This window comes from Caballeronia sp. INDeC2 (assembly GCF_023631325.1).
In the GTDB taxonomy this organism is placed as follows: Bacteria; Pseudomonadota; Gammaproteobacteria; order Burkholderiales; family Burkholderiaceae; genus Caballeronia.
Genome location: NZ_JALQDG010000003.1, coordinates 282,213 through 306,223 on the forward strand (window position 1 = coordinate 282,213; position 24,011 = coordinate 306,223).

Below are 24,011 nucleotides of genomic sequence, written 5' to 3' on the forward strand. Positions count from 1 at the left end.
CAGGCATGACGCGCATCGACTTTCATACGAATGTCGGCGATCCGCTCGCGTACGCCTGCCGCCTCGCGCGCAAGGCGTACCTGAGCGGCAAGCCGCTCGTCGTGCTCGCCGAACCGCAGCGCCTCGCCGCGTTCGACGAGCAGTTGTGGACCTTCCAGCCGCTCGAATTCGTGCCGCACTGCATGGCGAAGAGTCCGCTCGCAAACGACACGCCCGTCGTGCTCACGTCGAGTCTGGACGAAGCGCCGCATCATCAGGTGCTCGTGAATCTCGGCGCGCCGGTGCCCGCGCAGTTCGCGCGCTTCGAGCGGCTCGTGGAGATCGTCGGCAGCGAGGGCGATGAACTCGCCGCGGGCCGCGAGCGTTATCGCTTCTATCGCGACCGCGGTTATGTCATCGAGACGCACAATCAGGGCGGTTGAGCGCACAGAGGCCGCGTCCCTGCTGCACTAAGCTCTGTTCAGACATGGCGCTCTGCAAGCAGCCGGCGTCCGCGCCGTGCAAACGCTGGTCGACAGGAGACCTTCGAATATGACCGACAAGCCCGAATCCTTCGATTCGTCCATACCCGTTCTGACCGATGTCGTCGTGCCCGGCAAGCCGGAGTACGCGCGCGCGCCGTCCGCCGACGAAGCCGCGATCGAATACGATGCGCAGCGGATCGCCGAGCAGTTGCGCGGCCGCTTCACGACTTTCCTGACGGGCGATGCGCGCGCGCTGATCGAAGACCGTTGCCGCGAAGTGTTGCGCGAGCAATCGACGCAGCTTGTTTCCGCGATCACGCGCGAAGTCGCGATGGCGCTGGAAGCCCGGATGAGCGACTGGGTGCGCGACGCGGTCGAGGATGAGTTGCGGCGGCAGCGGGGCGAATGAGAGCGAGGTAGCGCTAGGAGTCGACTGGATTTCGATTAGGGGCGCTCTTGACGCCCGTCGAGCATCGAAACCGGCGAAGAGCAGTCTGCTATGAAGCCGGGGCTTCTTCGTCTCGCGTGTACCACGCTACGCTTGCCTTCAGTCTGTCGGCGAGTGCGAAGATGTCGTCCAGGCTCTGAAGCGGTACGCGGTCTTCCTCTTTCTTTTCATCGAATATGCCGATGACGAGTCGGTTCTCGTTCTTGAATCGCAATCTGCATATAGGCTTACGGTTGTTGTCGTCGAACAAGACGGCGCAATAACTAGCCGCACCTCGTATTGCCACCCTGTCAGCAGGAACAACAGACCTCAGGATAGCGCGCACTATCTGGTACGCCTCAACTTCCATGGACGTCGGTTCAGACGTTTCGCCGGCTAACGAGTCCGCCTCCGCATGAGTAACCGAGGCAAGTAGTGCAGGTTCCGGGGTCATCGCGCCTTTCAGTCGCTCATTGATCTTGTCGGCCACCAATTGTTGGAAGGCGTGCTTCGCAATCTGTGTGAACTGGTCCTTCACTGTATTCTTGAAGTGCTTCCCAGCCAAAAATTCTGCTGAAACGAGCCGAACGAAGTCTTCCGGCGGCTCGGCCATCCAGTCATTCAATGTGTTCTTGATCGCACGCGTGTACTTAAGGTGATTCGCCGTTGTCAGTATGTTTTCAAGGTCGAAGGCCGTCTTGGCGAATTTCTTCAACTCCTCGACGTCTTGATCACGAAAATCGGCGAAATTGAATTCGAAGAACGGCTTCTCGTCCATCTTGTTCGGTTGCTCGAGATCAGTGAAGAACCGATAAGTAAGGCCGTTTGTCAATACGCCAAATCGCGCTTCCGTGACATGGAAATATCTGAAAAGCTGGCTGGCATGATTGATGTTTAAGTCGCCGCCGCACTTCTTGCATTCAAACAACATTATCGGCTTGCCGTCCTTCAAGATGGCGTAGTCAACTTTTTCGCCTTTCTTTGTTCCAACGTCAGCAATTAATTCGGGCGTCACCTCCAGAGGATCAAAAACGTTGTAGCCGAGAAGGTGAATAAACGGCATCACCATCGCGTTTTTAGTTGCCTCCTCCGTTTGCACCATGTCCTTCGCGGCGGCCATGCGCGCAGCCAGTGCCCTCACTTCATCGATGAAATCCATTCTTTACCTTTTATTTTCGAGATAATCAAATGCCAAATTCAATTGCATAACACTTGCGTCGTTCTTTGCGTATCGCGTCAGTTGATGTGGCATTAAGCAGCGGCCTCTGCGTCCAAAACTAAAATGAAATGACGCAGAACTTAAGTCGATGACACGAAGCGAAACGACGATTATGTTTATAAAGCAATACGATCCGCTTAAACAAGCGCAGTGGCATCTGCATCTAAGCCGGCTGGCTGTGATGTGTAAAGAGGTGTATGGAAGTGTTGCAAAGCGATGAATAACTGCCGCTTGGCATCAATTCATTGGCAATGCGTTATCGGACAGGCAGCCGTGCGACAGTAACAACTTCACCTTGCTTTTATAGGGCTTCGTAAGAAGCACAAGGGCTGCTCCAACGCTGTTGGGCAGCCCTTTCCTTTGCTCGAATGCGGGTTGTGCGAAACATGCCCTAATGAATGACGCGGCTTCGGGTATTGGTCAACCCGTCACCGCCCCCTTATTCGCCGGCTGCGCGAGCGCCGCGAACTTCGCCAGCACTCCGCGCGTGTACCTCGGCGCGGGCTGCTTCCACGCGGCGCGGCGGTGCGCGAGTTCCGTATCGTCGACATTCAGTTGCAGCAGCAGCTTGTGAGCGTCGATGGTGATCGAATCGCCTTCCTTCACCAACGCGATCGTGCCGCCCGCATACGCTTCAGGCGCGACATGGCCTACCACCATGCCCCACGTGCCGCCCGAGAAGCGCCCGTCCGTGATGAAGCCGACCGACTCCCCCAGCCCCTTGCCGATGATCGCCGATGTCGGCGCGAGCATCTCCGGCATGCCCGGGCCGCCGACCGGGCCGAGATAGCGCAGCACGAGAATATCGCCGGCTTTGATCTTGTCGGCGAGGATCGCGTCCATTGCGCTTTGCTCGTCGTCGAACACGCGCGCGGGGCCGGTGATGACCGGATTCTTCAGGCCCGTGATCTTCGCCACCGCGCCGTCTTCCGCGAGATTGCCGCGCAGGATCGCCAGATGACCTTCCTTGTAAAGCGCCTGCTCGATCGGGAAGATGACCTTCTGATCCGCGCGCGGTTTGCTCGGCACGTCCTTCAGTTCTTCCGCGATCGTGCGCCCGGTGATCGTCATGCAGTCGCCGTGCAGGAGGCCCGCATCGAGCAGGATTCTGAGCACTTGCGGAATCCCGCCGGCCTTGTGCAGATCGGTTGCGACGTATTGACCCGACGGCTTCAGATCGCAGATGACCGGCACCTTTTTGCGCATGCGCTCGAAGTCGTCGATGCTCCATTCCACTTCCGCCGCATGCGCGATCGCCAGATAGTGCAGCACGGCGTTGGTCGAGCCGCCCGTCGCCATGATGAGCGCGACCGCGTTCTCGATCGACTTCTTCGTGATGATGTCGCGCGGCTTCAGATCCTTCTTCACCGCCTCGACAAGTACGCGCGCCGATTCCGCGGCGGAATCGACCTTTTCCTGGTCCGGATTCGCCATCGTCGACGAGTACATCAGCGACATGCCGAGCGCCTCGAACGACGAGCTCATCGTGTTCGCCGTATACATGCCGCCGCACGAGCCGGTCGTCGGGCACGCGTTCTTCTCGACGCCCTTGAAATCCTCTTCCGACATGCGGCCCGCCGTGAATTCGCCGACCGCCTCGAACGACGACACGATCGTCAGATCCTTGCCCTTCCAGTTGCCGGGGCGGATCGTGCCGCCGTACACGTAGATCGACGGCACGTTCATGCGCGCCATGCCGATCATGCCGCCCGGCATGTTCTTGTCGCAACCGCCGATCACGACGACGCCGTCCATCCACTGGCCCTGCACGGCGGTCTCGACACAGTCCGCGATCACTTCGCGCGACACGAGCGAGTACTTCATGCCTTCGGTGCCCATCGACATGCCGTCGGAGATCGTCGGCGTGCCGAAGATCTGCGGGTTCGCGTCGGACTTTCTGATCGATTCGATGGCGGCATCCGCGAGGGGCTGCAAGCCCGCGTTGCACGGCGTGATGGTCGAGTGCCCGTTCGCGACGCCGATCATCGGCTTGTCGAAATCTTCTTCCTTGTAGCCGAGCGCGTAATACATCGAACGGTTGGGCGAGCGCGCGACGCCCTGGGTGATGTGCTTCGAGCGGCGATTGAAGGCCATGATGTGCTCCTTGAGGGGATTTTTTGCTCTAGTGCAGCAAGAATGCAGTCCCCGCGATGTGTCTGTCCAATATATTATTCAGGGCTTATTAGGTCGTAAAACATATCAATGGAGCAGAGAAATCCACCCATCGAGTTGCGTCTGTTGCGCTATTTCGCGACGGTCGCCGAGGAGATGCACTTCGGCCGCGCCGCCGCGCGTCTCGCGATGACGCAGCCGCCGCTTTCGCAGGCGATCCGCGCGCTGGAAGAGGCGCTCGGCGTCGCGCTTTTCGTGCGCACGAAGCGGACCGTCGAGCTTACGCCCGTCGGCAAGGATCTGCTGCCGGAAGTGCGCCGCCTGCTCGCATCCGCCGATGCGCTGCGTCCGCTCGCGCAATCGCTCGCGCGCGGCGAGGCGGGCGTGCTCTCGCTCGCGTTCGTTTCCACCGCCGATTACGGCCTGCTGCCGGCGTTGCTGCGCGATTTCGGCGCGCGTTATCCCGGCGTGCGGCTGCAACTGACCGAGGCGACGAGCGACGTGCAGATCGAGGAACTCGTCGCCGGCCGCATCGACGCGGGCCTCGTGATTCCGCCGCTGCCCCCGCGCCATGCCACGTCACTCTCATATGTGGCCGTGGCGCGCGAGCCGCTCGTCATCGCGATGTCCGCCGATGCCGCGCGGGAACTCGGGCAGGGCGCCGACGAATGGGCCGATACGCCCGTCGATCTGCACGATCTCGCCGCCGCGCCGCTCGTCGTCTTTCCGCGGCGTCTCGCGCCGGGTTTGTATGACATCATCATGGGCTGCTACGGCGCGGCCGGCCTCACGCCGCGCATCGGCCAGGAGGCGATCCAGATGCAGACCATCGTGAGCCTCGTGTCCGCCGGCATGGGCGTCGCGCTGGTGCCGCATTCGCTGCGTCATCTGCGGCGCACGGGCGTTGTGTATCGTCCGCTGCGGCCGATGAACGCATCGGCGATGCTCGTCGAAACCGGCCTCGTGTGGCGCGCGGCGGAAGTGAGCCCGGTGCTCGCGGGGTTCATCGAGATCGTTCGTTCGCGGGAGGAAAACGCCGGTTCGGTATGATTCGCCCTTGTCGTTCGCTCAGGCTCCCACATCAGAATGCTCATCCATCCCAATTTCGATCCCGTCGCGATTCATCTCGGACCGCTCGCCGTGCGCTGGTACGGCCTCATGTATCTGGTGGCGTTCATATCGGCCATCGTCATCGGCCGTCTGCGTCTGCGGCTGCCTTACGTGGCGGCGCAAGGCTGGACCGCCAAAGATATCGACGACATGCTGTTCTACGGCGTGCTCGGCACGATTCTCGGCGGGCGCATCGGCTACGTGGTCTTCTACAAGGCGAGCTATTACGCGGCGCATCCGCTCGATATCTTCAAGGTCTGGGAAGGCGGGATGTCGTTTCACGGCGGTTTTCTCGGCGTGACGCTCGCGATGGTGCTGTTCGCGTATCACCGCAAGCGCACCTGGCTGCAGGTAACGGATTTCGTCGCGCCGATGGTGCCGCTCGGTCTCGCGGCGGGGCGTCTCGGCAACTTCATCAACGGCGAGTTGTGGGGCCGCGTGACGGACCCGAACGCGCCGTGGGCGATGCTCTTCCAGAGTTCGACGAACGACGACGCGGTCTGGCTCGCGAAAAATCCGCAACTCGACGCGCAATACCATCTCACGGAAATTTTCCAGCGCTATCACATGCTGCCGCGTCATCCGTCGCAGCTGTACGAGATCGCGCTCGAAGGACTCGTGCTGTTCGTCGTGATCTGGACGTTTTCGCGCAAGCAGCGTCCCGTCGGCGCGATCTCCGCGCTGTTTCTGATCGGCTATGGACTGGCGCGCTTCACCGTGGAATTCGCGCGTGAGCCGGACGATTATCTCGGCCTTCTCGCGCTCGGCCTCTCGATGGGCCAATGGCTCTCGCTGCCGATGATCGTCGTGGGCGTGGTGTTGATCGTGTGGGCGTACAAGCGCAATCTGCGCCTGCCGCCCGAATCCGCGAAAGCCTGAGCGATGCGGGGCCTTGCGCCCCGCATCGATTCAACGCCCCATCTGCACGGAACCCGACACGTCGACGGTCACCGTCGTCGTGCCGGCTTCCATCGCGATCGGCGAGGCCATCTTCGCATCGGCGCTCATCGCGCGCGCTTGCATCATCATGACCGGGCGCGGCTGAACGCCGCTGTGCCCGACGTTCACCTCCCGAATCGTGAAATTGCCGTAGCCGAAGCCTTGCGCGGCGGATTGCGCCTGCTTGCGGAACGAATCGATGGCCTGCGTGACGAGCTTCTGCTCGGCCGCGCGCTGCGCCTCGGGCGACAGCGAGAACGCGACGCTGCCCACTTGCATCGACGAACTCATCTTGCCAGCGAGCTTCGACGCCGCCGCGAAGTCATGCGATTCGAGCACGACTTCCGTGCGGCCGCGCCACGCGGAGATCTTGCCGTCGCGGTCCGTCGACGGGTACACGGTGAAGGAGCCGCTCTTCGCGGTCACGCCATCGACGCCCCTGGCTTCGCGCAATGCGGCCTCGGCGCGCTGATTGAGCGTATTGGTGAGCGAGGAGGGATCGGCGGCTTCCTGCTCGTAAAAGAGCGTGATGTTGACCACATCCTGCGGCACTTGCGCGCTCGCCTGGGCAGAAAGGGACAGCACGCCCGAAGGCTGCGGCTGGGTGATCACCGTTTGCGCGGCGGCCGTTTGAGAAAGCGTGAACGCTGCGCCCGACATCGCGAGAAGCGCGAGCGCGGCAGCGGTTTTCTTGTTGATCATCGAAGGACTCCGAACGCGGGAAATCGCGTGATTCGCGACCGGATTTAGGCGCGGCCTTCGTGTCGTAAGTTCCTTGTTAGACGAGTTGTTCGGTAATAAAACGCCACTGCGCTTCGGTCACCGGCGTGATCGACAGGCGATTGCCGCGCGCGAGCACCTGCATGTCCGCGAGCGCTTCATGCTCGCGCAACGCGGCGAGCGGAATGAGCGGCGTCTTCTTGACGAACTTGACATCGACGAGCATCCAGCGCGGCGTTTCCTGCGTCGACTTGGGATCGTAGTAATCGCTCTTCGGATCGAACTGCGTGGGATCGGGATACGCCGTCGAGGACACTTTCGCGATGCCCGCGATGCCCGGCTCCGGGCAACTCGAATGATAGAAGAGCACGCCGTCGCCGATCTGCATTTGGTCGCGCATGAAGTTGCGCGCCTGATAGTTGCGCACGCCGGTCCACGGCAAGGTTTTTTTCGGCGCGTGCGCGAGATGATCGATGCTCGCTTCGTCCGGTTCGGACTTCATCAGCCAGTAGCGCATGGTGGTTCGCTATGCGGAAACGACGTTGCGACGATGCAAATGAAAACGGCACCGGAAAAACCGATGCCGTCTCTTGAAAGGGTCCCCGCCATAGCCGCTAGGCCGGCATCCTGAACCTGGGTTCAAGATTGGTCGCGGTAAGCAACACTTCGGGTACATCGGACTAGCGACGCGCGCGCCCGTGCTACAAGGTTCCGCAACCGTGCCAATGTAGCATTGGTTCAAGGAATATATGACCTTGGCGTACCAGGCAGGGAACCGTCACTCTACACCAATCGTTTGCCTTATGCGGCTTCTTGGCATCGATTAGGCGGTTTCTTTTTTCGATTGACATTGCGCGCTGATTGACTCAGCGCTTAGGTATGTCACTGCACTTCATATTGGGCAATGACCGCGCCCAGTTTCTCGTTCATCGAATGCATGGTGCGGCGGATTTCCTCGGCGGGGAAGGCCTCGCCGTGACGCACGCTGTCCTGCAGCTTAAGCAATTCCGACGCCAGCGAAAGCGCTGCCATCACCGCGATGCGATCCGTGCCGCGCACGCTGCTTGCATTGCGCACCTTGTTCATCTCGGCATCGACGCGCGCGACGGCTTCGCGCAATGCGGCTTCCGTTTCCGGCGAGCACGCGAGGCGATACGGCTGCCCGAGAATGGATACTTCGATCTGCGTAGTCGTCATGCCTTCTCTCCCTGATGATGCTCGCCGTGCAATTCCGCTTCCTGTGCTTCCCGGGAATCGGCTTCGAGGAGATCGAGTTGATTGTCGGACTCGGCTTGTTGTCCGGACTTCGCGCGCGGCAGCTTTTCGAGAATCGCGTTGAGGCGAACTTGCGCGTCGTCGATTTTCGCGGAGAGCGAATCGCGTTCGGACTGCAGCGTATCGCGTTCTTCGCGCACTTGCGCGAGCTCGGCCTGCACGTTCGCGTAATCGGCGCGCAGTTGTTCGAGCTGGTCTTGCAGCGCCTGACGCGCCTGATTGTGGCGCTCGCTGATCTGGATCAGCCGGCCGATATTTCCTGACAGTGATTCGAGTTCGTTGAGCATGTGCTGCGTCCTCTAAAGACCTCGCATTTTAGCGCGGTTCAACGGAGCTACCGATAATTGTCTCGTTTCGAGACGTAACAGCATGCGATCTCGCGCTTAATTCTTCGAATCAAGCGCATGTCGTCATGCATTCGTGTGCAGAAAACGCGAGCGCTGTAATTCGCTCGTGAGGACAGGCCGGCCGTTCTCGTTCGATTCTTCATGTGCCGCGCCAAACTGTCCGTGCCGTTTTCTTGACGGCCCCAACCCGCGCTCCTACACTTGCCGCACTTTTTGGTGCTCGCATTCGCGGATCTCGCGGATGCAGTCAAACGGGAAACAGGGAGCGAAGTCTCCGAGTCCGACCGGACCAACCGGCGACGAGCCAACCTGTGCTGCCCCCGCAACGGTAAGCGACCGCAACGCAAGTTGCAAGTCGTCTCATGCGCGTTTTTGCAGCGCGAGCGTGTGGATTTTCATCACGCCGGGTTCGTTATTCGAATCGACTGCAAGAAACGTGTCGACGCCACTGCGCACGATGCGCGGGAAGGCGAGACGATCCGTCGCCAGCCCGGATACCGGCCAGAGTTCGACGCATCGGCGCTGATTGCGCAATGCGTTCGTCGCGCATCGTCCTCGCGGGGAGCGGGGTCGCGCTCACGCGAAACGGACACTTCACTCATGGAATTGCAAAGGGCCGCGCACAAGAACGGCCACGCTCGTCATGTCGCGGTCGTCGCCGCGATCATCGGCTTGCCGCTCGCCAGTGCGGCGCACGCCGCCGCCGACGACGCGCAAACGCTTGCCCCTGTCGTCGTCACCGCGACGCGCGCGCCGCAGCCGCTCGCCGAATCGATCCCGCAGACATCGGTGTTCGATGAACAGGACATCGCCGACGCCAACGCCGACGATGCGCTCGGCCTCGTCGCGCTCGCGCCCGGCGTGCAGATCACGCGCAACGGTGGACCGGGCGCGAATTCGGGTCTCTACATACGCGGCGCGGCGTCGTCGCAATCGCTCGTTCTGATCGATGGCGTGCGCGTCGAATCGGCGTCGCTCGGCGCGGCGCAGCTATCGCAACTGATGCTCGATCAGATCGGGCGCGTCGAGGTCGTGAACGGCAATGTGTCGGCGTTGTACGGATCGAATGCGATCGGCGGCGTCGTACAGATCTTCACGAAGCAGGGCGAGCCGCATCCGCCGCGCTTCAATTTCGAAGCCGAGTACGGCAGCTATCACACGCAGCGCCAGTCGGCGGGCGTGAACGGTGCGCTCGACAAGGACGGCCGCACGACCTTCAGCCTGAACGTGTCGCGCGAGAAGACCGACGGGTTCTCGTCGATCGATCCGAATATCGCGCCCGGCGTGAGTCCGAACGCGAACGGCTATCTGAACGAGAGCGTCGCGGCGACGCTGCGCCACCAGTTCAGCGACAAGTGGGACGCGGGCGTGCGCTTCCTGCAATCGAACGGCATCGGCAGCTTCGACGATGCCTACGGCCTGCCGGCCGACATCAACGAATCGCATGATCGCGTGCGCTCGGCGTCCGTGTTCGCAAACGGCAGAATCACCGACAACTGGACCGCGCACTTCACGATCGCGCAGGGACAGGATCGCGCGAACATCGAGCAGAACGGCGTCTATACGAGCCGCTTCAATTCGGAGAACCGGCAATACACGTGGCAGAACGATTTCAAAATCAGCGACGCGCACAAGCTGCTCTTCGGTTACGAGCATCTCGATCAGACGCTCGATTCCGATCAGTTCAGCGCGCCTGATCGTCATGTGAATTCGGTGTTCGCGGGCTACGTGGGGCACATCGGCGTGAACGAATTGCAGGCGAATCTGCGGCACGATCAGTATTCCGATTTCGGCGGCGCGAACAGCTACTATCTGGGCTACGCGTATAACTTCGACGCGCACTGGAAGGCGAGCGCGAGCTATGCGGCCTCGTTTCGCGCGCCGAGCTTCGACGATCTCTACTATCCGTTCAGCGGCAATGCGTCGATCCAGCCGGAGCGGAGCCATTCGGTCGAGGCGGCGTTGCAGTACGCATCGAATGCGCTGGGCGTCGCGCGCGTGACGCTGTTCCAGACGCGCTATTCGAATCTGATCGACTATGTGTCCGACGGCGGTTTCTACTATGTCGCGCAGAACGTCGGGCGCGCGAAGGTGCAGGGCATCGAGGGATCGTGGGCGGGACATGTCGGCGCAACGGATGTCCGCGCGGGCGTCACGTTCCAGAATCCCGTCGACGAGACGAATCACGAAGATCTGACGCGACGCGCGCGGCATTTCGCGACGCTCGCGGCGCATCGCACGATCGGGCGCTGGCGTGTCGGCGGCGAGTGGATCGTGAGCGGGCAACGCAGCGACTACGATTCGACGCTCGCGGGTTATGGCATCGTGAATCTTTCGGCGCGCTACGACATTTCCAAGTCGTGGTACGTCACGGCGCGCATCGACAATCTGTTCGACAAGGACTATGAACTTGCGTACTCGTTCAACACGCCACGGCGCGGCGCTTACATCACGCTCGGCTGGCATCCCTCGTGAGCCACGCGCCTGAGTGTCTTCAGCGTGCGCGTGCGATGAACGCGAGCCGCGCGGCCGCGATCTGGATCGCGCTCGGCATCGCGACGTGCATCGTGCTGGTCGCGTCGCTCGCCATGGGCAGCGTCGCGTTGCCCGTGTCGCGCGCGCTCGGCGCGCTCTTTCATGCGCATGCCGCGACGCCCGATATCGCCGATGAAATCGTGCTCACCTTGCGCCTGCCGCGCGCGCTCGCGGGCTTCGCATCGGGCGCGCTGCTTGCAATGGCGGGTGCGCTCTTGCAAGTGCTATTGCGCAATCCGCTCGCGGAGCCGTACGTGCTCGGCGTATCCGGCGGCGCGGCGACCTTCGCGCTTGCCGCGATGCTCGCATCGATGCCGTGGTGGGGCGTCGATATCGCGGCGTGCGCGGGCGCGTTCGCATCGATCGTCGTCGTGCTCGGACTCGCCCGCAAGGACCTTTGGCAGAGCGGCCAGGATGCGTCGCCGCGACTTTTGCTGACAGGCGTCGTCATCGCATCGGGATGGGGCGCGTTGATCACGCTGATTTTGAGCATCGCGCCCGAGAACCGGCTGCGCGGCATGATCTTCTGGCTGACGGGCGATCTCAACGGCGCGGCCGCGCCGTGGCCCGCATGGATCGCGCTGGCTGTCGCGCTGGTCGTGATCGTTCCGGTCGCGCCGCAATTGAACGTGCTGCTGCGCGGCGATGCGACCGCGCGTGCGCTCGGCGTTCCGGTCGAACGCTTGCGTCTGCGTGTGTACCTCGTTGCGTCGCTCGCCGCGGCCGCTGCGGTGACGACGGCGGGAACCATCGGCTTCGTCGGACTCGTCGTGCCGCATTTGCTGCGCCTCGCGTTCGGCAACGATCAGCGCATGCTCGTGCCCGCCGCCGCGCTCGCGGGCGGCCTCGCCGTGATGGCCGCCGATCTCGCCGCGCGCACCGTGATCGCGCCCGCGCAATTGCCGGTGGGCGTCGTGACCGCGTTGATCGGCGTGCCGATGTTCCTGTGGATGCTCTTGCGGAGACCGCGATGACCTTGCATCTCGATGCCGTCGTGCTTCGTGCGGGCGGGCGCACGCTCGTCGACGGTCTCACGCAGACGATTGCCGCGGGCGAAATGTGGTGCATCGCCGGGCCGAACGGGGCGGGCAAGACGACGCTCATCGGCGTGCTCGCCGGTCTCGCGAAACCCGCATCGGGCCGCGTGTCGCTCGATGGCCGCGCGCTCGCGTCATGGCGCGCGGCGGACCTCGCACGCCGACGCGCGTTGATGCCGCAAGCCACGCACGACGCCTTCAGCGCGACCGTGCTCGACACCGTCTTGCTCAACCGCTTTCCGTATCTCAACGGCTGGGGCTGGGAGAACGAAGACGACCGCAGCGCCGCGCGCGCCGCACTCGAAACACTGGGCCTCGCGTCCTTCGCGTCGCGCGACGTGCTGACGCTCTCGGGCGGCGAGCGCCAGCGCGTCGCGCTTGCCGCCGTGCTGTGCCAGAACGCGCCGCTCCTGTTGCTCGACGAACCGCTTTCGCATCTCGACCTGCATCATCAGATCGACTGCTTGCATGCGTTGCGCGACACCGCGCGCGAACACAAGCGCACCGTAATCTTCTCGTGCCACGATCTGAATCTCGCGCGCCGTTTCGCGACGCATGCGCTTTTGCTCGACGGCAAAGGCGGCGCGCACACGGGCCTCGTCGCCGACGTGCTCACGCCCGAGCGCGCGGGCGCGGCATTCGGCTATCCGCTCGCGTTGATCCGCGACGGCGAGCATGAAGCGCTCGTGCCTTCCATTCATCGCCCTTGAAAGGAATTTCGATGTCCACGCTCAACGACATCCCGCTGCCCCGCGCACTCGACCGCGCGCTCGAAGGCGAACTGCGCCGCGTCATCGACATGAAGACGAAGCCGCCCGGCAGTCTCGGGCGGCTCGAATCCCTGGCGCTGCAAATGGGCCTGATCCAGCGCACGACGAAGCCGCGCATCGAGCGGCCGGCGATGATCGTCTTCGCGGGCGATCACGGCATCGCAAAAGAGGGCGTGAGTCCGTATCCGCAGGAAGTGACGGCGCAGATGGTCGCGAATTTCCTGAGCGGCGGCGCGGCGATCAACGCGCTGTCGCGCTCGGTCGGCATGGCGCTCGAAGTCGTCGATGCGGGCGTCGCGACGCCGATTCCCATCGATCACGGATACGAACGTCTGTCGCTCGGACTCGGCACGCACAACTTCGCGCGGGAGCCTGCAATGTCGCGCGACGTTGCGCTAGAAGGCATCGCGCGCGGCGCGGGGCGCGTGCGGCATCACGCGTCGCTCGGGACGAACGTGATCGGCTTCGGAGAGATGGGCATCGCGAATACGTCGGCGGCGGCGTGTCTGATGAGCCGTCTATGCGATCTGCCGATCGGCGAATGCGTCGGCCGCGGCACGGGACTCGACGACCGTGGCCTCGCGCATAAGCGCGACGTGCTCGGCCGCGCGCTCGCGCTGCATCGCAATGAAGGCGACGCGATCGACACGCTCGCGACTTTCGGCGGCTTCGAAATCGCGATGATTACGGGCGCGTACCTCGCTGCCGCATGCGAAGGCATGACGGTTCTCGTCGATGGTTTCATCGCGACATCGGCGTTGCTGGTGGCCTCGAAGATCGCGCCCGAAGTGGTCGATTACTGCGTGTTCGCGCATGCGTCGAACGAAACGGGGCATCGGCGCATGCTCGCGCATTTCGATGCCGCGCCGCTGTTGCAACTCGATCTGCGGCTCGGCGAAGGCACGGGCGCGGCGCTCGCGTTGCCCATCCTGCGCGCGGCCGTCGCATTCGTCGACGAAATGGCGAGCTTCGAGTCGGCGGGCGTGTCGAACAAAGCGGACTGAGACTATCGAGATGCGCCCGCTCGACGAACTGCGCTACTTCTTCACCGCGCTCGGCTATTTCACGCGCGTGCCGGTGCCGCGCTGGGTCGGCTTCGAGCGCGAGTATCTGAACGCGGCGGCGCGTTATTTTCCGCTCGTCGGTGCGATGGTCGGCGGCGTCGCGGCGCTCGTCTACCTCGCGGCGTGGCGCGTGTTTCCTTCGGGCGTCGCGGTGTTGCTGTCGATGGCCGCGACGCTCGTCATGACGGGCGCGTTCCATGAAGACGGCCTCGCCGATTGCGTCGATGCGTTCGGCGGCGCGTACACGCGCGAGGATGCGTTGCGCATCATGCACGACTCGCGCATCGGCGCATTCGGCGCGATTGCATTGGTGATCGCGCTCGCGTTGAAGTGGCAGACGCTCACCGCGCTGCCGCCGCAACGCGTCGCATGGACGATGATCGCCGCGCACGCCGCGAGCCGCGCGTGCGCGATCAGCTATCTCGTCACGCTCGAGTATGTGCGCGCCGAAGGCAAGGCCAAACCGGTCGCGCAGCGCATGAGCGTGGCATCGTTCGCGCTGGCGCTCGTGTTCGGCGTGCCGTGGCTCTTCGCGATCGACTGGAAGCTCGCGTGCGTCACGATCATCGCGCTGATCGTTTTGCGCTTTGGCATCGGGCGATACTTCGTGCGCCGCATCGGCGGCTATACGGGCGATTGTCTGGGCTTCGCGCAGCAAGTGTTCGAAGTCGCAATCTATCTCATCGGGCTCGCATGGATCTCGTCCTGATTCGACATCCGGAAGTCGTTATCGAAGCGGGCGTGTGCTACGGCCAGACCGATGTGCCCTTGCGGTGCGATGCGCGCGATCTCGCTGTTGCATTGACGGCGCGGATGGAGGCGCTGAACGTGCCCGCGTGTGTCGATGGTTGGCACGCGAGCCCGCTGCGGCGCTGCGCATCGCTCGCGCATGTTCTTTCAGCCGATGCGCATATCGACGCACGTCTCATGGAGATGCACTTCGGCGCGTGGGAAGGCCGCGCGTGGGACACGATCGATCGCGCGCTCATCGATGCTTGGGCCGCCGATGTCGAGCATGCGCGTCCGCATGGGGGCGAGAGTCTCGCGCAATTCGCGCAACGTGTCGTTGCGTGGTTCGAAGCGGCATGTGTCGGTAAGGACGCCGTGCATGTCGTCGCGCATGCGGGCGTCGTGCGTGTGCTTGCGGCGCATCTGCTTGGTATTGCGCGTGAGAGCGCGTTGCAATGGCCGCTTGAGTTCGGCGGGCTCGTGTGGTTCAGGCGCGTGCGCGGGGAGTGGTTGCTCGTGCGGTGGAATGCTTAGGTTTTTTCGTTGGGATCCGGCGAACCCTAATCGAATTTCACACGCCGCGCCCGCGCCGCATCCAGATCTCGGCAAAGCTCGCCCGCGCCAACCGCGAGCCGAGGCGTCGGCCGATTGATAAGATCGCCATCGATGCCAAAGAGATTCCCACGCGCAACGGCGGTCAACGATGTCCACCGCTTCCATCGTTCAAGCGCCGGCAACGGACGATCCGGTTGCGTCGCACCCGGCGTCGCGGTGACGATCGCTTCCGGGTTCGCCGCCAGCACGGCCTCGCTCGATATCGTCGGCACGCGCGGCTTTTCCGCCGCGAACACGTTCACGCCGCCGCACAGCCCGATCACTTCGTCGAAGACATTGTCGCGATTGAGCGTCATCAGCGGATCGTCCCAGACCTGATAGAACACGCTCACGGGTGGACGCGCCGCATAACGCGCGCGCAGTTGCGCGATGTCGCGCGTGAACGCATCCGCGCTCGCGCGTGCCTGCGCTTGCGTGCCGAGCAGCGCGCCGAGCTTGTCGATGCTAGCGGCGATATCGTCGAGATGTTTCGGCTCGCTGAAGTAGACCGGAATGCCGAGCGCCGTCAGCCGATCCATCTGACGCGCCGCGTTCCCATGCCGCCACACGACGATCAGATCGGGATGCAACGCGACGATGCGTTCCAGGTCGAGCGCCTTGTTGTCGCCGACACGCGGGATCGTCTGCGCTTCCTTCGGATAATCGCTATACGTCACCGCGCCGACCATGCGCGCGCCGCCGCCCGCCGCGAAGAGCAGTTCGGTCACGTGCGGCGCGAGACTGACGACGCGTTGCGCGGGCTTCGCGAGCGTGACCGATGCGCCGCTGTCATCGGTGACGGTGATCGCATGCGCTTGCGCCGCAGCGACGCCGATCAGCAAGGCGATTGCACCACGCAACATCACGCGCAAATCTCCTGCAATGCGAGCGACAGACGCGTCCAGTCGCTTTCCGAATCGGGTAAGCCGATGCGCAGGCTCGGCGTCATGCCGGGCAAATCGAAGAGACGCGTCCAGATGCCGCGCAGTGCGAGCACGTGTTGAAGTTCGCTGGCCTTGGGCGTCGGCGTCCATGCGAAGAGTGGCGTCGCGCGCACGTCGAAGCCGTGGCTCGCGATCAACGCGGCGAGGCGTGCGCCGTCGCGTTGCAGGCGGTCGCGCGTTGCGCGCTGCCAGTCGATATCGGCGAATGCGGCCATGACCGCGTGACGCGCCGGGCCGCCGACGGTCCACGCGCCGAGCGCGTCGCGCAATGCATCGGCGATCGACGGCGCGGCCAGCACGAAGCCCGCACGGATGCCTGCAAGCCCGAAGAACTTGCCGACCGAACGCAGCACGATCAGCCCTCCGCGCGCGGTTTCGCTCGCCAGCGACGACGCGGGATCGACATCGGCGAATGCTTCATCGACGATCAGCGTGCCGCCGCGCGATGCGAGCTGCGCGTGCCAATGCAGCAGCGTGTCGCGTGAAATGCGTTGCGCCGTCGGGTTGTTCGGATTCGCGACGATCACGTGATCGAGCGTATCGGGCAAGTCGCGAACGGTGATGTCGAACGTCTCGATGGCGTGTCCGGCGCGTTCGAACGCCGGCGCATATTCGCCGTAAGTGAGCGGCGCGACGCCCGCCGTCCCGCGCCGCACGAGCGCAGGCAGCGCGCGGATCGCCGCCTGCGATCCCGCGACCGGCAACGCGAAAGGCGCGCCGTAATAGCGCGCGGCGCAATCGGCGAGGCCGTCGTCGTCTTCGGGCAGACGCCGCCATGCGTCGGGCGGCACGGGCGGCACCGGAAAGCCGCGCGGATTGATGCCCGTCGAGAGATCGAGCCAGTCATCGAAAGGAATTGCGTAGCGGCGCGCGGCTTCGCGCAGATTGCCGCCGTGCCGGATGGAATGCGTCATGTCAGCCACTCGTGGTTGCGCCGAGCGCGGCGAAGATCAAGAGGGCCACGAGCCACATGAGCAGCGCGCGCTCGACGAGCCGCAGCGCCGCGACCACATGTTTCGGGTTCGCCGCGTGACCCGCGCCGAGCGTCGGCCGCGTTTCGAGCACGCCGTGATAAACCGCCGCGCCGCCGATCAGCACGTTGAGACTGCCCGCGCCCGAGGCCATCACGGGACCGGCGTTCGGGCTGTCCCACGAACGCGCCTGCGTGCGCCAGCAGTGCCACGCCATGTGCGTATCGCCCGCGAGCGCGTAGGTCGCCGCCGTGAGGCGCGCGGGAATGAAGTTGAGTACGTCGTCGAAACGCGCGGCCGCCCAGCCGAAACGCAGATAGCGCGGCGTCCGATAGCCCCACATCGCGTCGAGCGTGTTGGCGAGACGGAACATCAGCGCGCCCGGGCCGCCCGCGACCGCGAACCAGAAGATCGCGCCGAAGATCGCGTCGTTGCCGTTTTCCAGCGCCGATTCCACGGCCGCGCGCGAAAGCGCGTTTTCGTCGGCGCGGGACGTGTCGCGCGACACGATGCGCGATGTCAGTGTGCGCGCGTGGTCGATATCGCCGAAGCTCAGGGCGCGCGCAATCGGCGCGATGTGTTCGCGCAGGCTCTTCGCGCCGAGCGCGAACCAGAGCAGCAACACGTGCGCGACGCACGCATAGGCGAACGGCAGCACGCTGACCAGGAACCACGCGATGCCCACCGGCGGCGCGATCAATGCGAACCACGCGAGGATGCCCGCCGGCCGCGCGTGAAAGCCGGTGTTCATGCGCGCTTCGAGTCTCTTTGCGAGCGTGCCGAAGCCGACGAGCGGATGCCGCGTGCGCGGCTCGCCGAAGATGCGATCGACGATCACGCCGAGCACCGCGAGCAGGGCCATCGCGTAGGCGGAGAGGAGGAGCATCGCGCTTATCCCTTGAGCGCGAGCGGCAGGCCCGCGATCATCAGCGTCGCGCGCGTGCTCGCGGCGGCGACGCGCTGATTCAGACGGCCGAGTTCATCGACGTAAAGACGCGTGACCGAGCCGAGCGGCACCACTCCCAGCCCGATTTCATTGCTCACGACGATGACCTTGCCGCGCGTATCGGCGAGCGCCGCGTCGAATTGCGCGAAGGCTTCGCGGGCGCTGTCGGGCAGCACGGCGATTTCTTCGTTCGCGCTCGCAGACGTGAAGAGCAGATTCGCGAGCCATAGCGTCAGACAGTCGATCAGCACGCAATGCCCGGCGCGGTCGGCTTCGCGCAACGCACCCGCGAGATCGAGCGGCGCTTCGACCAGCGACCAGCGCGCGGGCCTGCGCTCGCGATGATGCCGCACCCGCTCCGCGAATTCCGCATCATCGCCGATGCGTGCGGTCGCGATATACGTGACGGGCAGCCCGCTTTCGGCGGCAAGGCGTTCCGCGCACGCGCTCTTGCCGGAGCGCGCGCCGCCGAGGATGAAAGTGAGATCGGGGGTCATCGCGATATTGTACTGACGGGCTAAGATAGCGCGTCGCTCTCAATGGAAACTCCCGATGCCATTCACGCCACGCGGCACGCTGATGATCCAGGGCACGACGTCCGATGCCGGCAAGAGCACGCTCGTCGCGGGCCTGTGCCGTCTCGCGCGGCGCGGCGGCGTGCGGGTCGCGCCGTTCAAGCCGCAGAACATGGCGCTCAACAGCGCGGTGACCATCGATGGCGGCGAGATCGGCCGCGCGCAGGCGCTGCAAGCGGTCGCGGCGGGCGTGCCCGCGCGTATCGACTTCAATCCGGTGCTGCTCAAGCCGACGAGCGATCGCGGCGCGCAGGTCATCATCCACGGTCACGCGCGCACGAACCTCGATGCGCGCGCGTATCACGACTACAAGCGCATCGCGTTCGACGCCGTGCTCGCCTCCTACGCGCGGCTGCAAAATGAATTCGATGCGGTGATCGTCGAAGGCGCGGGCAGTCCCGCCGAAATCAATCTGCGCGACGGCGATATCGCCAACATGGGCTTCGCGGAGCGCGTCGATTGCCCGGTCGTGCTGGTCGCGGATATCGATCGCGGCGGCGTGTTCGCGCATCTCGTCGGGACGCTCGCGTGTTTGTCGGAAAGCGAGCGCTCGCGCGTGCGCGGCTTCGTCATCAACCGGTTTCGCGGGGATATCGGCTTGCTCGAACCGGGGCTCGACTGGCTCGTGGCGCAAACGGGCAAGCCGGTGTTCGGCGTGCTGCCGTATCTGCACGGCCTCACGCTCGACGCCGAAGACATGCTGCCGAGCCAGCCGCACGTGCGTCGCGATGCGAGCGCGTTGAAGGTGATCGTGCCCGCGCTGCCGCGCATCAGCAATCACACGGATTTCGATGCGCTGCGTGCGCACGCCCAGGTCGATTTCAGCTACGTGCGCGCGGGCATCGCGCCGCCGAATGCCGATCTCATCGTGCTGCCCGGCTCGAAGAGCGTGCAACGCGATCTCGCGTGGCTGCGTGAAAACGGCTGGGACCGTGCGATCGAGCGGCATCTGCGCTATGGCGGCAAGGTGCTGGGCATTTGCGGCGGCATGCAGATGCTCGGTCGCACGATCGACGATCCGGATGGCGTCGAAGGCCCGGCGGGGTGCGTGAACGGGCTCGGATGGCTCGATCTCGACACCGTGCTCACGCAGCAGAAGCAATTGGAGAATGTCGCCGGACGGTTGACGATCGGCGATACGCAGGCGAGCGTGCGCGGCTACGAAATCCACATGGGGCGCACGCACGGCCCGGCGCTCGCGCGGCCGTTCGTCGCGCTGGACGCGGGACGCTTCGACGGCGCCGTGTCGGAGGACGGTCAGATCGCCGCGACTTATCTGCACGGCGTGTTCGATACGCCCGAAGCCTGCGCCGCGCTGCTCGCATGGGCGGGCGTGAAGGACGTCGCGCCGCTCGATTACGCGGCGATGCGCGAGGCGTCGCTCGACCGGCTCGCGGATTCGTTCGCGCAGTCGCTCGATCTCGACGCCCTGCAAGCCGCCTTCGCTCAATAAAGAATCATCTGCGTGCACCGGAACATCGCGATGAGCTTGCCGTCGCCGTTCGTCACGGTCGCGTCCCACACCTGCGTGCTGCGTCCGAGATGCACGGCCGTGGCCTTCGCGACGATCTTCCCCTCGCGCGCCGTCGAAACGTGGTTGCTCTTCAGTTCGAGCGTCGTGAAGTTCTGCGCCTTCTCCGGCAGATGCGCGATGCACGCGTAGCCGCAGCACGTATCCGCCAGGCCGACGACCGTCGCCGCATGCAGAAAGCCGTTGGGCGCGAGCAGTTCCGGGCGAATCGTGAGCTCGCCGTTCAATTCGCCCTGATCGAGCGAAATCAGTTGCACGCCGAGCAAGTCGGGCAGGCGGCCTTTCTGACGGTTGCGCAGGAAATCGAGCGTGACATCGGGACGGAGCGGGGTCATGGGCGGTGAGGGCAGAAAGGATGACGATTCTCAGGAATGTCGATGATTGCGGCACGGCCGTTCGGCCAGCGTGCCGGATGCATCACTTTTGCCGATAATATCAACGCTCGAATCATGCACCTGTTCTTGTAACGACGAAAATCGTGCGCGCCGCGTTGCAAACGCCCGCGCGCTCAACAAAATCCGGGACACTTCATGACCGTGATCGTGGTGGCAAATCCGAAGGGCGGCGTCGGCAAAAGCACGCTCGCAACCAATCTGGCCGGGTATTTCGCGGCACAAGGCGAGTGGGTTGCGCTCGCCGATCTCGACAAACAGCGCTCATCGCACGCGTGGCTCTCGCTGCGCGCCGACACGCTGCCGAAGATCGAGGAATGGGCCATCGACGTCGATGCGCCCGCAAAGCCGCCCAAAGGTCTGGAGAAAGCCGTCGTCGATACGCCCGCCGGCGTGCACGGCAATCGCCTCGCGCTGGCGCTGGAACTGGCCGACAAGGTCATCGTGCCACTGCAGCCGTCGATGTTCGACATCCTCGCGACGCAAGACTTTCTCGCGAAACTCGCGAAGGAAAAGGCGGTGCGCAAAGGGGCGATCGAAGTGGGCGTGGTCGGCATGCGCGTGGACGCGCGCACGCGCTCGGCGGACCAGTTGCATCGTTTCGTCGAAGGGCTCGACCTGCCGGTGCTCGGCTTTCTGCGCGATACGCAGAACTACGTCCAGCTCGCCGCGCACGGCCTCACCGTCTGGGACGTGGCGAAGAGCCGCGTCGAGAAGGATCTGGAACAGTGGGAGCCGATCGTCGAGTGGGTGTCCAAAAAGTAGAAAAGCCGGCGTCCCGCAGGGAAGCGCCGGCTTGGTGCCCGGGAAGAGGCGGTTACGTCCAGTTTTGCGTGGGGACGTGATCGCGGCTGCCCTTGATGCGGTTGTCGCCATCGACGAACACGAGGTTCGGCTTCCAGCCCGCCTTGATCTCTTCCTCGTCGACTTGCGCGAACGCCGCGATGATCACGAGATCGCCCAGTTGCGCGCGCCGCGCGGCCGAGCCGTTCAGCGAGATCATGCCGCTGCCGCGCTCGCCCTTGATCGCGTACGTGGTGAGGCGCTCTCCGTTGTTCACGTTCCAGATGTCGATCTGCTCGTTCTCCATCAGGTTCGCGGCTTCGAGCAGGTCTTCGTCGATCGCGCACGAGCCTTCGTAGTGCAATTCGCAGTGCGTGACCGTCGCGCGGTGAATTTTCGATTTGAGCAGGGTGCGTTGCATGATGCTTCCTTCAGATTTCCAGATTGTCGATGAGTCGCGTCGTGCCGAGCTTCGCCGCCGCGAGCACGACGAGCGGCGCATCCGCGTCCGCCTCGCCCGGCGGCAGCAGGTTCGAGCGCTTGCGCACGCTGATGTAATCGGGCTTCCAGCCGCGCCCGGCGAGCGCGTTCATCGCGTCGCGTTCGAGCGCGGCGATATCGCGATTGCCCGACAACACCGCTTCGCGCACGCGCTGTAGCTCTTCGGCGAGCTTGGGCGCTTCGGCGCGCTCATCCGCCGACAAAAACCGGTTGCGCGACGACAGCGCGACTCCGTCTTCGTCGCGCACGGTCTCCGCTGCGACGATTTCAGTGGGCAGCGCGAACTGGTTGCACATGGCGCGCACGATCATCAACTGCTGATAATCCTTCTTGCCGAACACCGCGACCCGCGGCTGCACGCACGACATCAGCTTCATCACGACGGTGCACACGCCGGTGAAGAAGCCGGGGCGGAATTCGCCTTCGAGAATGTCGCCGAGATTGTGCGGCGGGTGCACGCGATACTCCTGCGGCTCCGGATACATGTCGCGCTCGGTCGGCGCGAACAGCACGTAGACGTTCTCTTTTTGCAGCTTTTCGATGTCGTCCTGCAGCGTGCGCGGATATTTGTCGAAGTCTTCGTTCGGGCCGAATTGCAGGCGGTTCACGAAAATGCTCGCGACGACCGGATCGCCGTGCTGGCGCGCGAGTCGCATCAGCGAGAGATGGCCTTCGTGGAGGTTGCCCATCGTCGGGACGAAGGCGGTTCGGTTCTGGCCGCGCAACTGGTCGCGCAGTTCATGTATGGAGCTGATGACTTTCATCGAGCGGGTGTCTCCTGGCGGGCGGCTGGATCAGCGTCGCACCGAGGCTGGGGAAAGGAAAAGCGGATTCTAGGCGGGCGAGTACGCGAGTCTCACGTAGATCGGCGCGTAAGGCTCGGCCTGCGTGATCTCTATCAGCGATTCGCGCGACAGCTCCAGCATCGCGATGAAGTTCACGACGACCACCGGCACGCCGCGCGTGGTGTCGAACAACTCCGTGAACTCCATGAAGCGCGCGTTTTGCAGCCGCCGCAGGATCACGCTCATGTGCTCGCGCACCGAAAGCTCCTCGCGCGTGATCTTGTGATGCTGTACCAGCTTCGCGCGCTTGATGACGTCGGCCCACGCGGCGCGCAGGTCGTTCATGTCGACATCGGGGAAACGCTGATCGGCGGATTGCTCGATATAGATGTCCGCGCGCAGGAAGTCGCGGCCCAGTTGCGGCAACTGGTCGATCTTCTGCGCGGCGAGTTTCATCTGCTCGTATTCCAGCAGGCGGCGCACGAGCTCGGCGCGCGGGTCTTCGGCTTCCTCGCCGGTGTCGGCCTTCTTGACCGGCAGCAGCATGCGCGACTTGATTTCGATCAGCATCGCGGCCATCAGCAGATATTCCGACGCGAGCTCCAGATTCGATTCGCGGATCTGATCGACGTAGCCGAGATATTGCGCGGTGACATCCGCCATGGGGATGTCGAGCACGTTGAAGTTCTGCTTGCGGATGAGGTAGAGCAGCAGGTCGAGCGGGCCTTCGAACGCTTCGAGAAAGATCTCGAGCGCATCGGGCGGAATGTACAGGTCGGTGGGCAGCTTCCAGAGCGGCTCGCCGTACAGATGCGCGATCGCGACGCCGTCGATGACATTTGGCGTCGAATCGGTCGCGGGCGTGGCGAGCGCCACCGCCCGTTCTTCCTGTGCGTCGTCGCGCTTGCCCTCATGCGGCGAATGCGCGGACGATTGCGGCTCGTGGCCGGCTGCGCTCACGTTCAGAAGTTCTGGTAGTAGACGTAGGGCGTCTGGCTCACGCGCGACTTCTGTTGCGTGCTGCGCTCGTCGAGGTCGATCGGCTGCTTGTCCCACAGGAGCGCGCGGCCGCGGCGCTGTTCTTCTTCCAGCGACGGCTTTTGCTCTTTCAACTGATTGATGAACTGAGTGATATCCGACTGATACATGATCCGGCTTCCGTTGGAGCGAGGCGCCAGGCCTCTTTTGACGATGTCGGCGAACGCGGCAGCCCGCATTTCGCCCGTGATTTTGCCTTTGGG

Annotated in this window: 27 protein-coding genes, 1 other RNA gene and 1 riboswitch; of the genes, 12 read left to right on the forward strand and 16 right to left on the reverse strand. The window is 63.9% G+C overall.

The window, feature by feature from the left end; translation table 11 throughout:
* The first annotated feature begins 5 nt into the window (after positions 1 to 5).
* Both NCS28_RS02935 and NCS28_RS02940 read left to right on the forward strand, forming a co-directional pair.
* The gene (locus NCS28_RS02935; protein WP_250512377.1) at positions 6 to 422 is read left to right on the forward strand and encodes a DNA polymerase III subunit chi; all 417 of its coding nucleotides are present in this window, start codon (positions 6 to 8) and stop codon (positions 420 to 422) included.
* Between the two features lie 109 nt (positions 423 to 531).
* On the forward strand, positions 532 to 873 hold the full coding sequence (locus NCS28_RS02940; RefSeq protein ID WP_250512378.1) for a DUF2486 family protein: 342 nt from the start codon (positions 532 to 534) through the stop codon (positions 871 to 873).
* 88 nt (positions 874 to 961) lie between these two features.
* Here the strand turns inward: NCS28_RS02940 and NCS28_RS02945 are convergent, their stop codons facing one another.
* Together NCS28_RS02945 and ilvD are read right to left on the reverse strand one after the other, a co-directional pair.
* Positions 962 to 2,050 (reverse strand): type I restriction endonuclease, encoded by a 1,089-nt coding sequence (locus NCS28_RS02945; RefSeq protein WP_250512379.1) that lies wholly within the window; start codon positions 2,048 to 2,050, stop codon positions 962 to 964.
* A 480-nt stretch (positions 2,051 to 2,530) separates the two neighbouring features.
* Complete coding sequence (gene ilvD / locus NCS28_RS02950; RefSeq protein ID WP_250512380.1) at positions 2,531 to 4,204, reverse strand: dihydroxy-acid dehydratase; 1,674 nt, start codon at positions 4,202 to 4,204, stop codon at positions 2,531 to 2,533.
* Positions 4,205 to 4,312: 108 nt separating this feature from the next.
* Here ilvD and NCS28_RS02955 point away from each other — a divergent pair, with 108 nt between their 5' ends.
* Positions 4,313 to 5,272: a LysR substrate-binding domain-containing protein gene (locus tag NCS28_RS02955; protein WP_250512381.1), complete on the forward strand. Its 960-nt coding sequence runs from the start codon at positions 4,313 to 4,315 to the stop codon at positions 5,270 to 5,272.
* Between the two features lie 36 nt (positions 5,273 to 5,308).
* A complete protein-coding gene (lgt, locus tag NCS28_RS02960; RefSeq protein ID WP_250512382.1) occupies positions 5,309 to 6,211 on the forward strand; it encodes a prolipoprotein diacylglyceryl transferase in 903 nt (300 codons plus the stop codon).
* Between the two features lie 30 nt (positions 6,212 to 6,241).
* Here lgt and NCS28_RS02965 read toward each other — a convergent pair whose 3' ends face one another.
* The 5 genes from NCS28_RS02965 to NCS28_RS02985 form a co-directional block, all read right to left on the reverse strand.
* Positions 6,242 to 6,973 carry an SIMPL domain-containing protein gene (locus tag NCS28_RS02965; RefSeq protein WP_284504737.1) on the reverse strand — a complete coding sequence of 244 codons (732 nt, stop codon included), beginning with the start codon at positions 6,971 to 6,973 and terminating at the stop codon, positions 6,242 to 6,244.
* 76 nt (positions 6,974 to 7,049) lie between these two features.
* Complete coding sequence (locus NCS28_RS02970; RefSeq protein WP_250512383.1) at positions 7,050 to 7,508, reverse strand: EVE domain-containing protein; 459 nt, start codon at positions 7,506 to 7,508, stop codon at positions 7,050 to 7,052.
* Positions 7,509 to 7,586: 78 nt separating this feature from the next.
* Positions 7,587 to 7,768: non-coding RNA, 6S RNA (gene ssrS / locus NCS28_RS02975), on the reverse strand.
* 105 nt (positions 7,769 to 7,873) lie between these two features.
* On the reverse strand, positions 7,874 to 8,188 hold the full coding sequence (locus tag NCS28_RS02980; protein ID WP_250512384.1) for a cell division protein ZapA: 315 nt from the start codon (positions 8,186 to 8,188) through the stop codon (positions 7,874 to 7,876).
* Positions 8,185 to 8,553 (reverse strand): ATPase, encoded by a 369-nt coding sequence (locus tag NCS28_RS02985; RefSeq protein ID WP_250512385.1) that lies wholly within the window; start codon positions 8,551 to 8,553, stop codon positions 8,185 to 8,187. The genes NCS28_RS02980 and NCS28_RS02985 overlap by 4 nt, the downstream gene beginning before the upstream one ends.
* Positions 8,554 to 8,808: 255 nt before the next feature.
* Positions 8,809 to 9,133, forward strand: a riboswitch (cobalamin riboswitch).
* Positions 9,134 to 9,213: 80 nt separating this feature from the next.
* Between NCS28_RS02985 and NCS28_RS02990 the strand changes: the two genes are divergently transcribed.
* The 6 genes from NCS28_RS02990 to NCS28_RS03015 are packed head-to-tail and all read left to right on the forward strand — an operon-like array spanning position 9,214 to position 15,282.
* Positions 9,214 to 11,088, forward strand: a complete 1,875-nt coding sequence (locus NCS28_RS02990; RefSeq protein WP_250512386.1) for a TonB-dependent receptor plug domain-containing protein — start codon at positions 9,214 to 9,216, stop codon at positions 11,086 to 11,088.
* Positions 11,089 to 11,123: 35 nt separating this feature from the next.
* Complete coding sequence (locus NCS28_RS02995; RefSeq protein ID WP_250513041.1) at positions 11,124 to 12,122, forward strand: FecCD family ABC transporter permease; 999 nt, start codon at positions 11,124 to 11,126, stop codon at positions 12,120 to 12,122.
* Positions 12,119 to 12,895 (forward strand): ABC transporter ATP-binding protein, encoded by a 777-nt coding sequence (locus tag NCS28_RS03000; RefSeq protein ID WP_250512387.1) that lies wholly within the window; start codon positions 12,119 to 12,121, stop codon positions 12,893 to 12,895. The genes NCS28_RS02995 and NCS28_RS03000 overlap by 4 nt, the downstream gene beginning before the upstream one ends.
* 11 nt (positions 12,896 to 12,906) lie before the next feature.
* A complete protein-coding gene (gene cobT / locus NCS28_RS03005; RefSeq protein ID WP_250512389.1) occupies positions 12,907 to 13,959 on the forward strand; it encodes a nicotinate-nucleotide--dimethylbenzimidazole phosphoribosyltransferase in 1,053 nt (350 codons plus the stop codon).
* A gap of 10 nt (positions 13,960 to 13,969) precedes the next feature.
* Positions 13,970 to 14,728, forward strand: a complete 759-nt coding sequence (locus NCS28_RS03010) for an adenosylcobinamide-GDP ribazoletransferase (protein WP_250512391.1) — start codon at positions 13,970 to 13,972, stop codon at positions 14,726 to 14,728.
* Positions 14,713 to 15,282 carry a histidine phosphatase family protein gene (locus NCS28_RS03015; protein WP_250512392.1) on the forward strand — a complete coding sequence of 190 codons (570 nt, stop codon included), beginning with the start codon at positions 14,713 to 14,715 and terminating at the stop codon, positions 15,280 to 15,282. The genes NCS28_RS03010 and NCS28_RS03015 overlap by 16 nt, the downstream gene beginning before the upstream one ends.
* Before the next feature lie 26 nt (positions 15,283 to 15,308).
* Here NCS28_RS03015 and NCS28_RS03020 read toward each other — a convergent pair whose 3' ends face one another.
* The 4 genes from NCS28_RS03020 to cobU are packed head-to-tail and all read right to left on the reverse strand — an operon-like array spanning position 15,309 to position 18,700.
* Positions 15,309 to 16,205 carry a cobalamin-binding protein gene (locus NCS28_RS03020; protein WP_250512393.1) on the reverse strand — a complete coding sequence of 299 codons (897 nt, stop codon included), beginning with the start codon at positions 16,203 to 16,205 and terminating at the stop codon, positions 15,309 to 15,311.
* Positions 16,205 to 17,200: a threonine-phosphate decarboxylase CobD gene (cobD, locus tag NCS28_RS03025; protein ID WP_250512395.1), complete on the reverse strand. Its 996-nt coding sequence runs from the start codon at positions 17,198 to 17,200 to the stop codon at positions 16,205 to 16,207. The genes NCS28_RS03020 and cobD overlap by 1 nt, the downstream gene beginning before the upstream one ends.
* 1 nt (position 17,201) lies before the next feature.
* Positions 17,202 to 18,143, reverse strand: coding sequence for an adenosylcobinamide-phosphate synthase CbiB (gene cbiB, locus NCS28_RS03030; protein ID WP_250512397.1), 942 nt, complete (start codon positions 18,141 to 18,143; stop codon positions 17,202 to 17,204).
* A 5-nt stretch (positions 18,144 to 18,148) separates the two neighbouring features.
* Complete coding sequence (gene cobU / locus NCS28_RS03035; protein ID WP_250512399.1) at positions 18,149 to 18,700, reverse strand: bifunctional adenosylcobinamide kinase/adenosylcobinamide-phosphate guanylyltransferase; 552 nt, start codon at positions 18,698 to 18,700, stop codon at positions 18,149 to 18,151.
* 55 nt (positions 18,701 to 18,755) lie between these two features.
* Between cobU and NCS28_RS03040 the strand changes: the two genes are divergently transcribed.
* Entirely contained in the window at positions 18,756 to 20,231 is a 1,476-nt protein-coding gene (locus tag NCS28_RS03040; protein ID WP_250512400.1) for a cobyric acid synthase, read from the forward strand.
* Here NCS28_RS03040 and NCS28_RS03045 read toward each other — a convergent pair.
* On the reverse strand, positions 20,225 to 20,644 hold the full coding sequence (locus NCS28_RS03045; RefSeq protein ID WP_250512402.1) for a PaaI family thioesterase: 420 nt from the start codon (positions 20,642 to 20,644) through the stop codon (positions 20,225 to 20,227). The genes NCS28_RS03040 and NCS28_RS03045 overlap by 7 nt on opposite strands.
* Before the next feature lie 195 nt (positions 20,645 to 20,839).
* On the opposite strand from NCS28_RS03045, the gene NCS28_RS03050 reads away from it, so the two are divergent.
* Entirely contained in the window at positions 20,840 to 21,466 is a 627-nt protein-coding gene (locus tag NCS28_RS03050; protein WP_250512403.1) for a ParA family protein, read from the forward strand.
* Between the two features lie 52 nt (positions 21,467 to 21,518).
* Here the strand turns inward: NCS28_RS03050 and panD are convergent, their stop codons facing one another.
* The 4 genes from panD to NCS28_RS03070 all read right to left on the reverse strand — a co-directional run bounded on the left by panD (position 21,519) and on the right by NCS28_RS03070 (position 23,921).
* Positions 21,519 to 21,905 carry an aspartate 1-decarboxylase gene (gene panD / locus NCS28_RS03055; protein ID WP_250512404.1) on the reverse strand — a complete coding sequence of 129 codons (387 nt, stop codon included), beginning with the start codon at positions 21,903 to 21,905 and terminating at the stop codon, positions 21,519 to 21,521.
* 10 nt (positions 21,906 to 21,915) lie between these two features.
* Positions 21,916 to 22,749, reverse strand: coding sequence for a pantoate--beta-alanine ligase (gene panC, locus NCS28_RS03060; protein WP_250512405.1), 834 nt, complete (start codon positions 22,747 to 22,749; stop codon positions 21,916 to 21,918).
* Positions 22,750 to 22,818: 69 nt separating this feature from the next.
* On the reverse strand, positions 22,819 to 23,646 hold the full coding sequence (locus NCS28_RS03065) for a segregation and condensation protein A (RefSeq protein ID WP_250513042.1): 828 nt from the start codon (positions 23,644 to 23,646) through the stop codon (positions 22,819 to 22,821).
* Between the two features lie 86 nt (positions 23,647 to 23,732).
* Positions 23,733 to 23,921, reverse strand: coding sequence for a DUF3460 family protein (locus tag NCS28_RS03070; protein WP_250513043.1), 189 nt, complete (start codon positions 23,919 to 23,921; stop codon positions 23,733 to 23,735).
* Positions 23,922 to 24,011 lie beyond the last annotated feature (90 nt).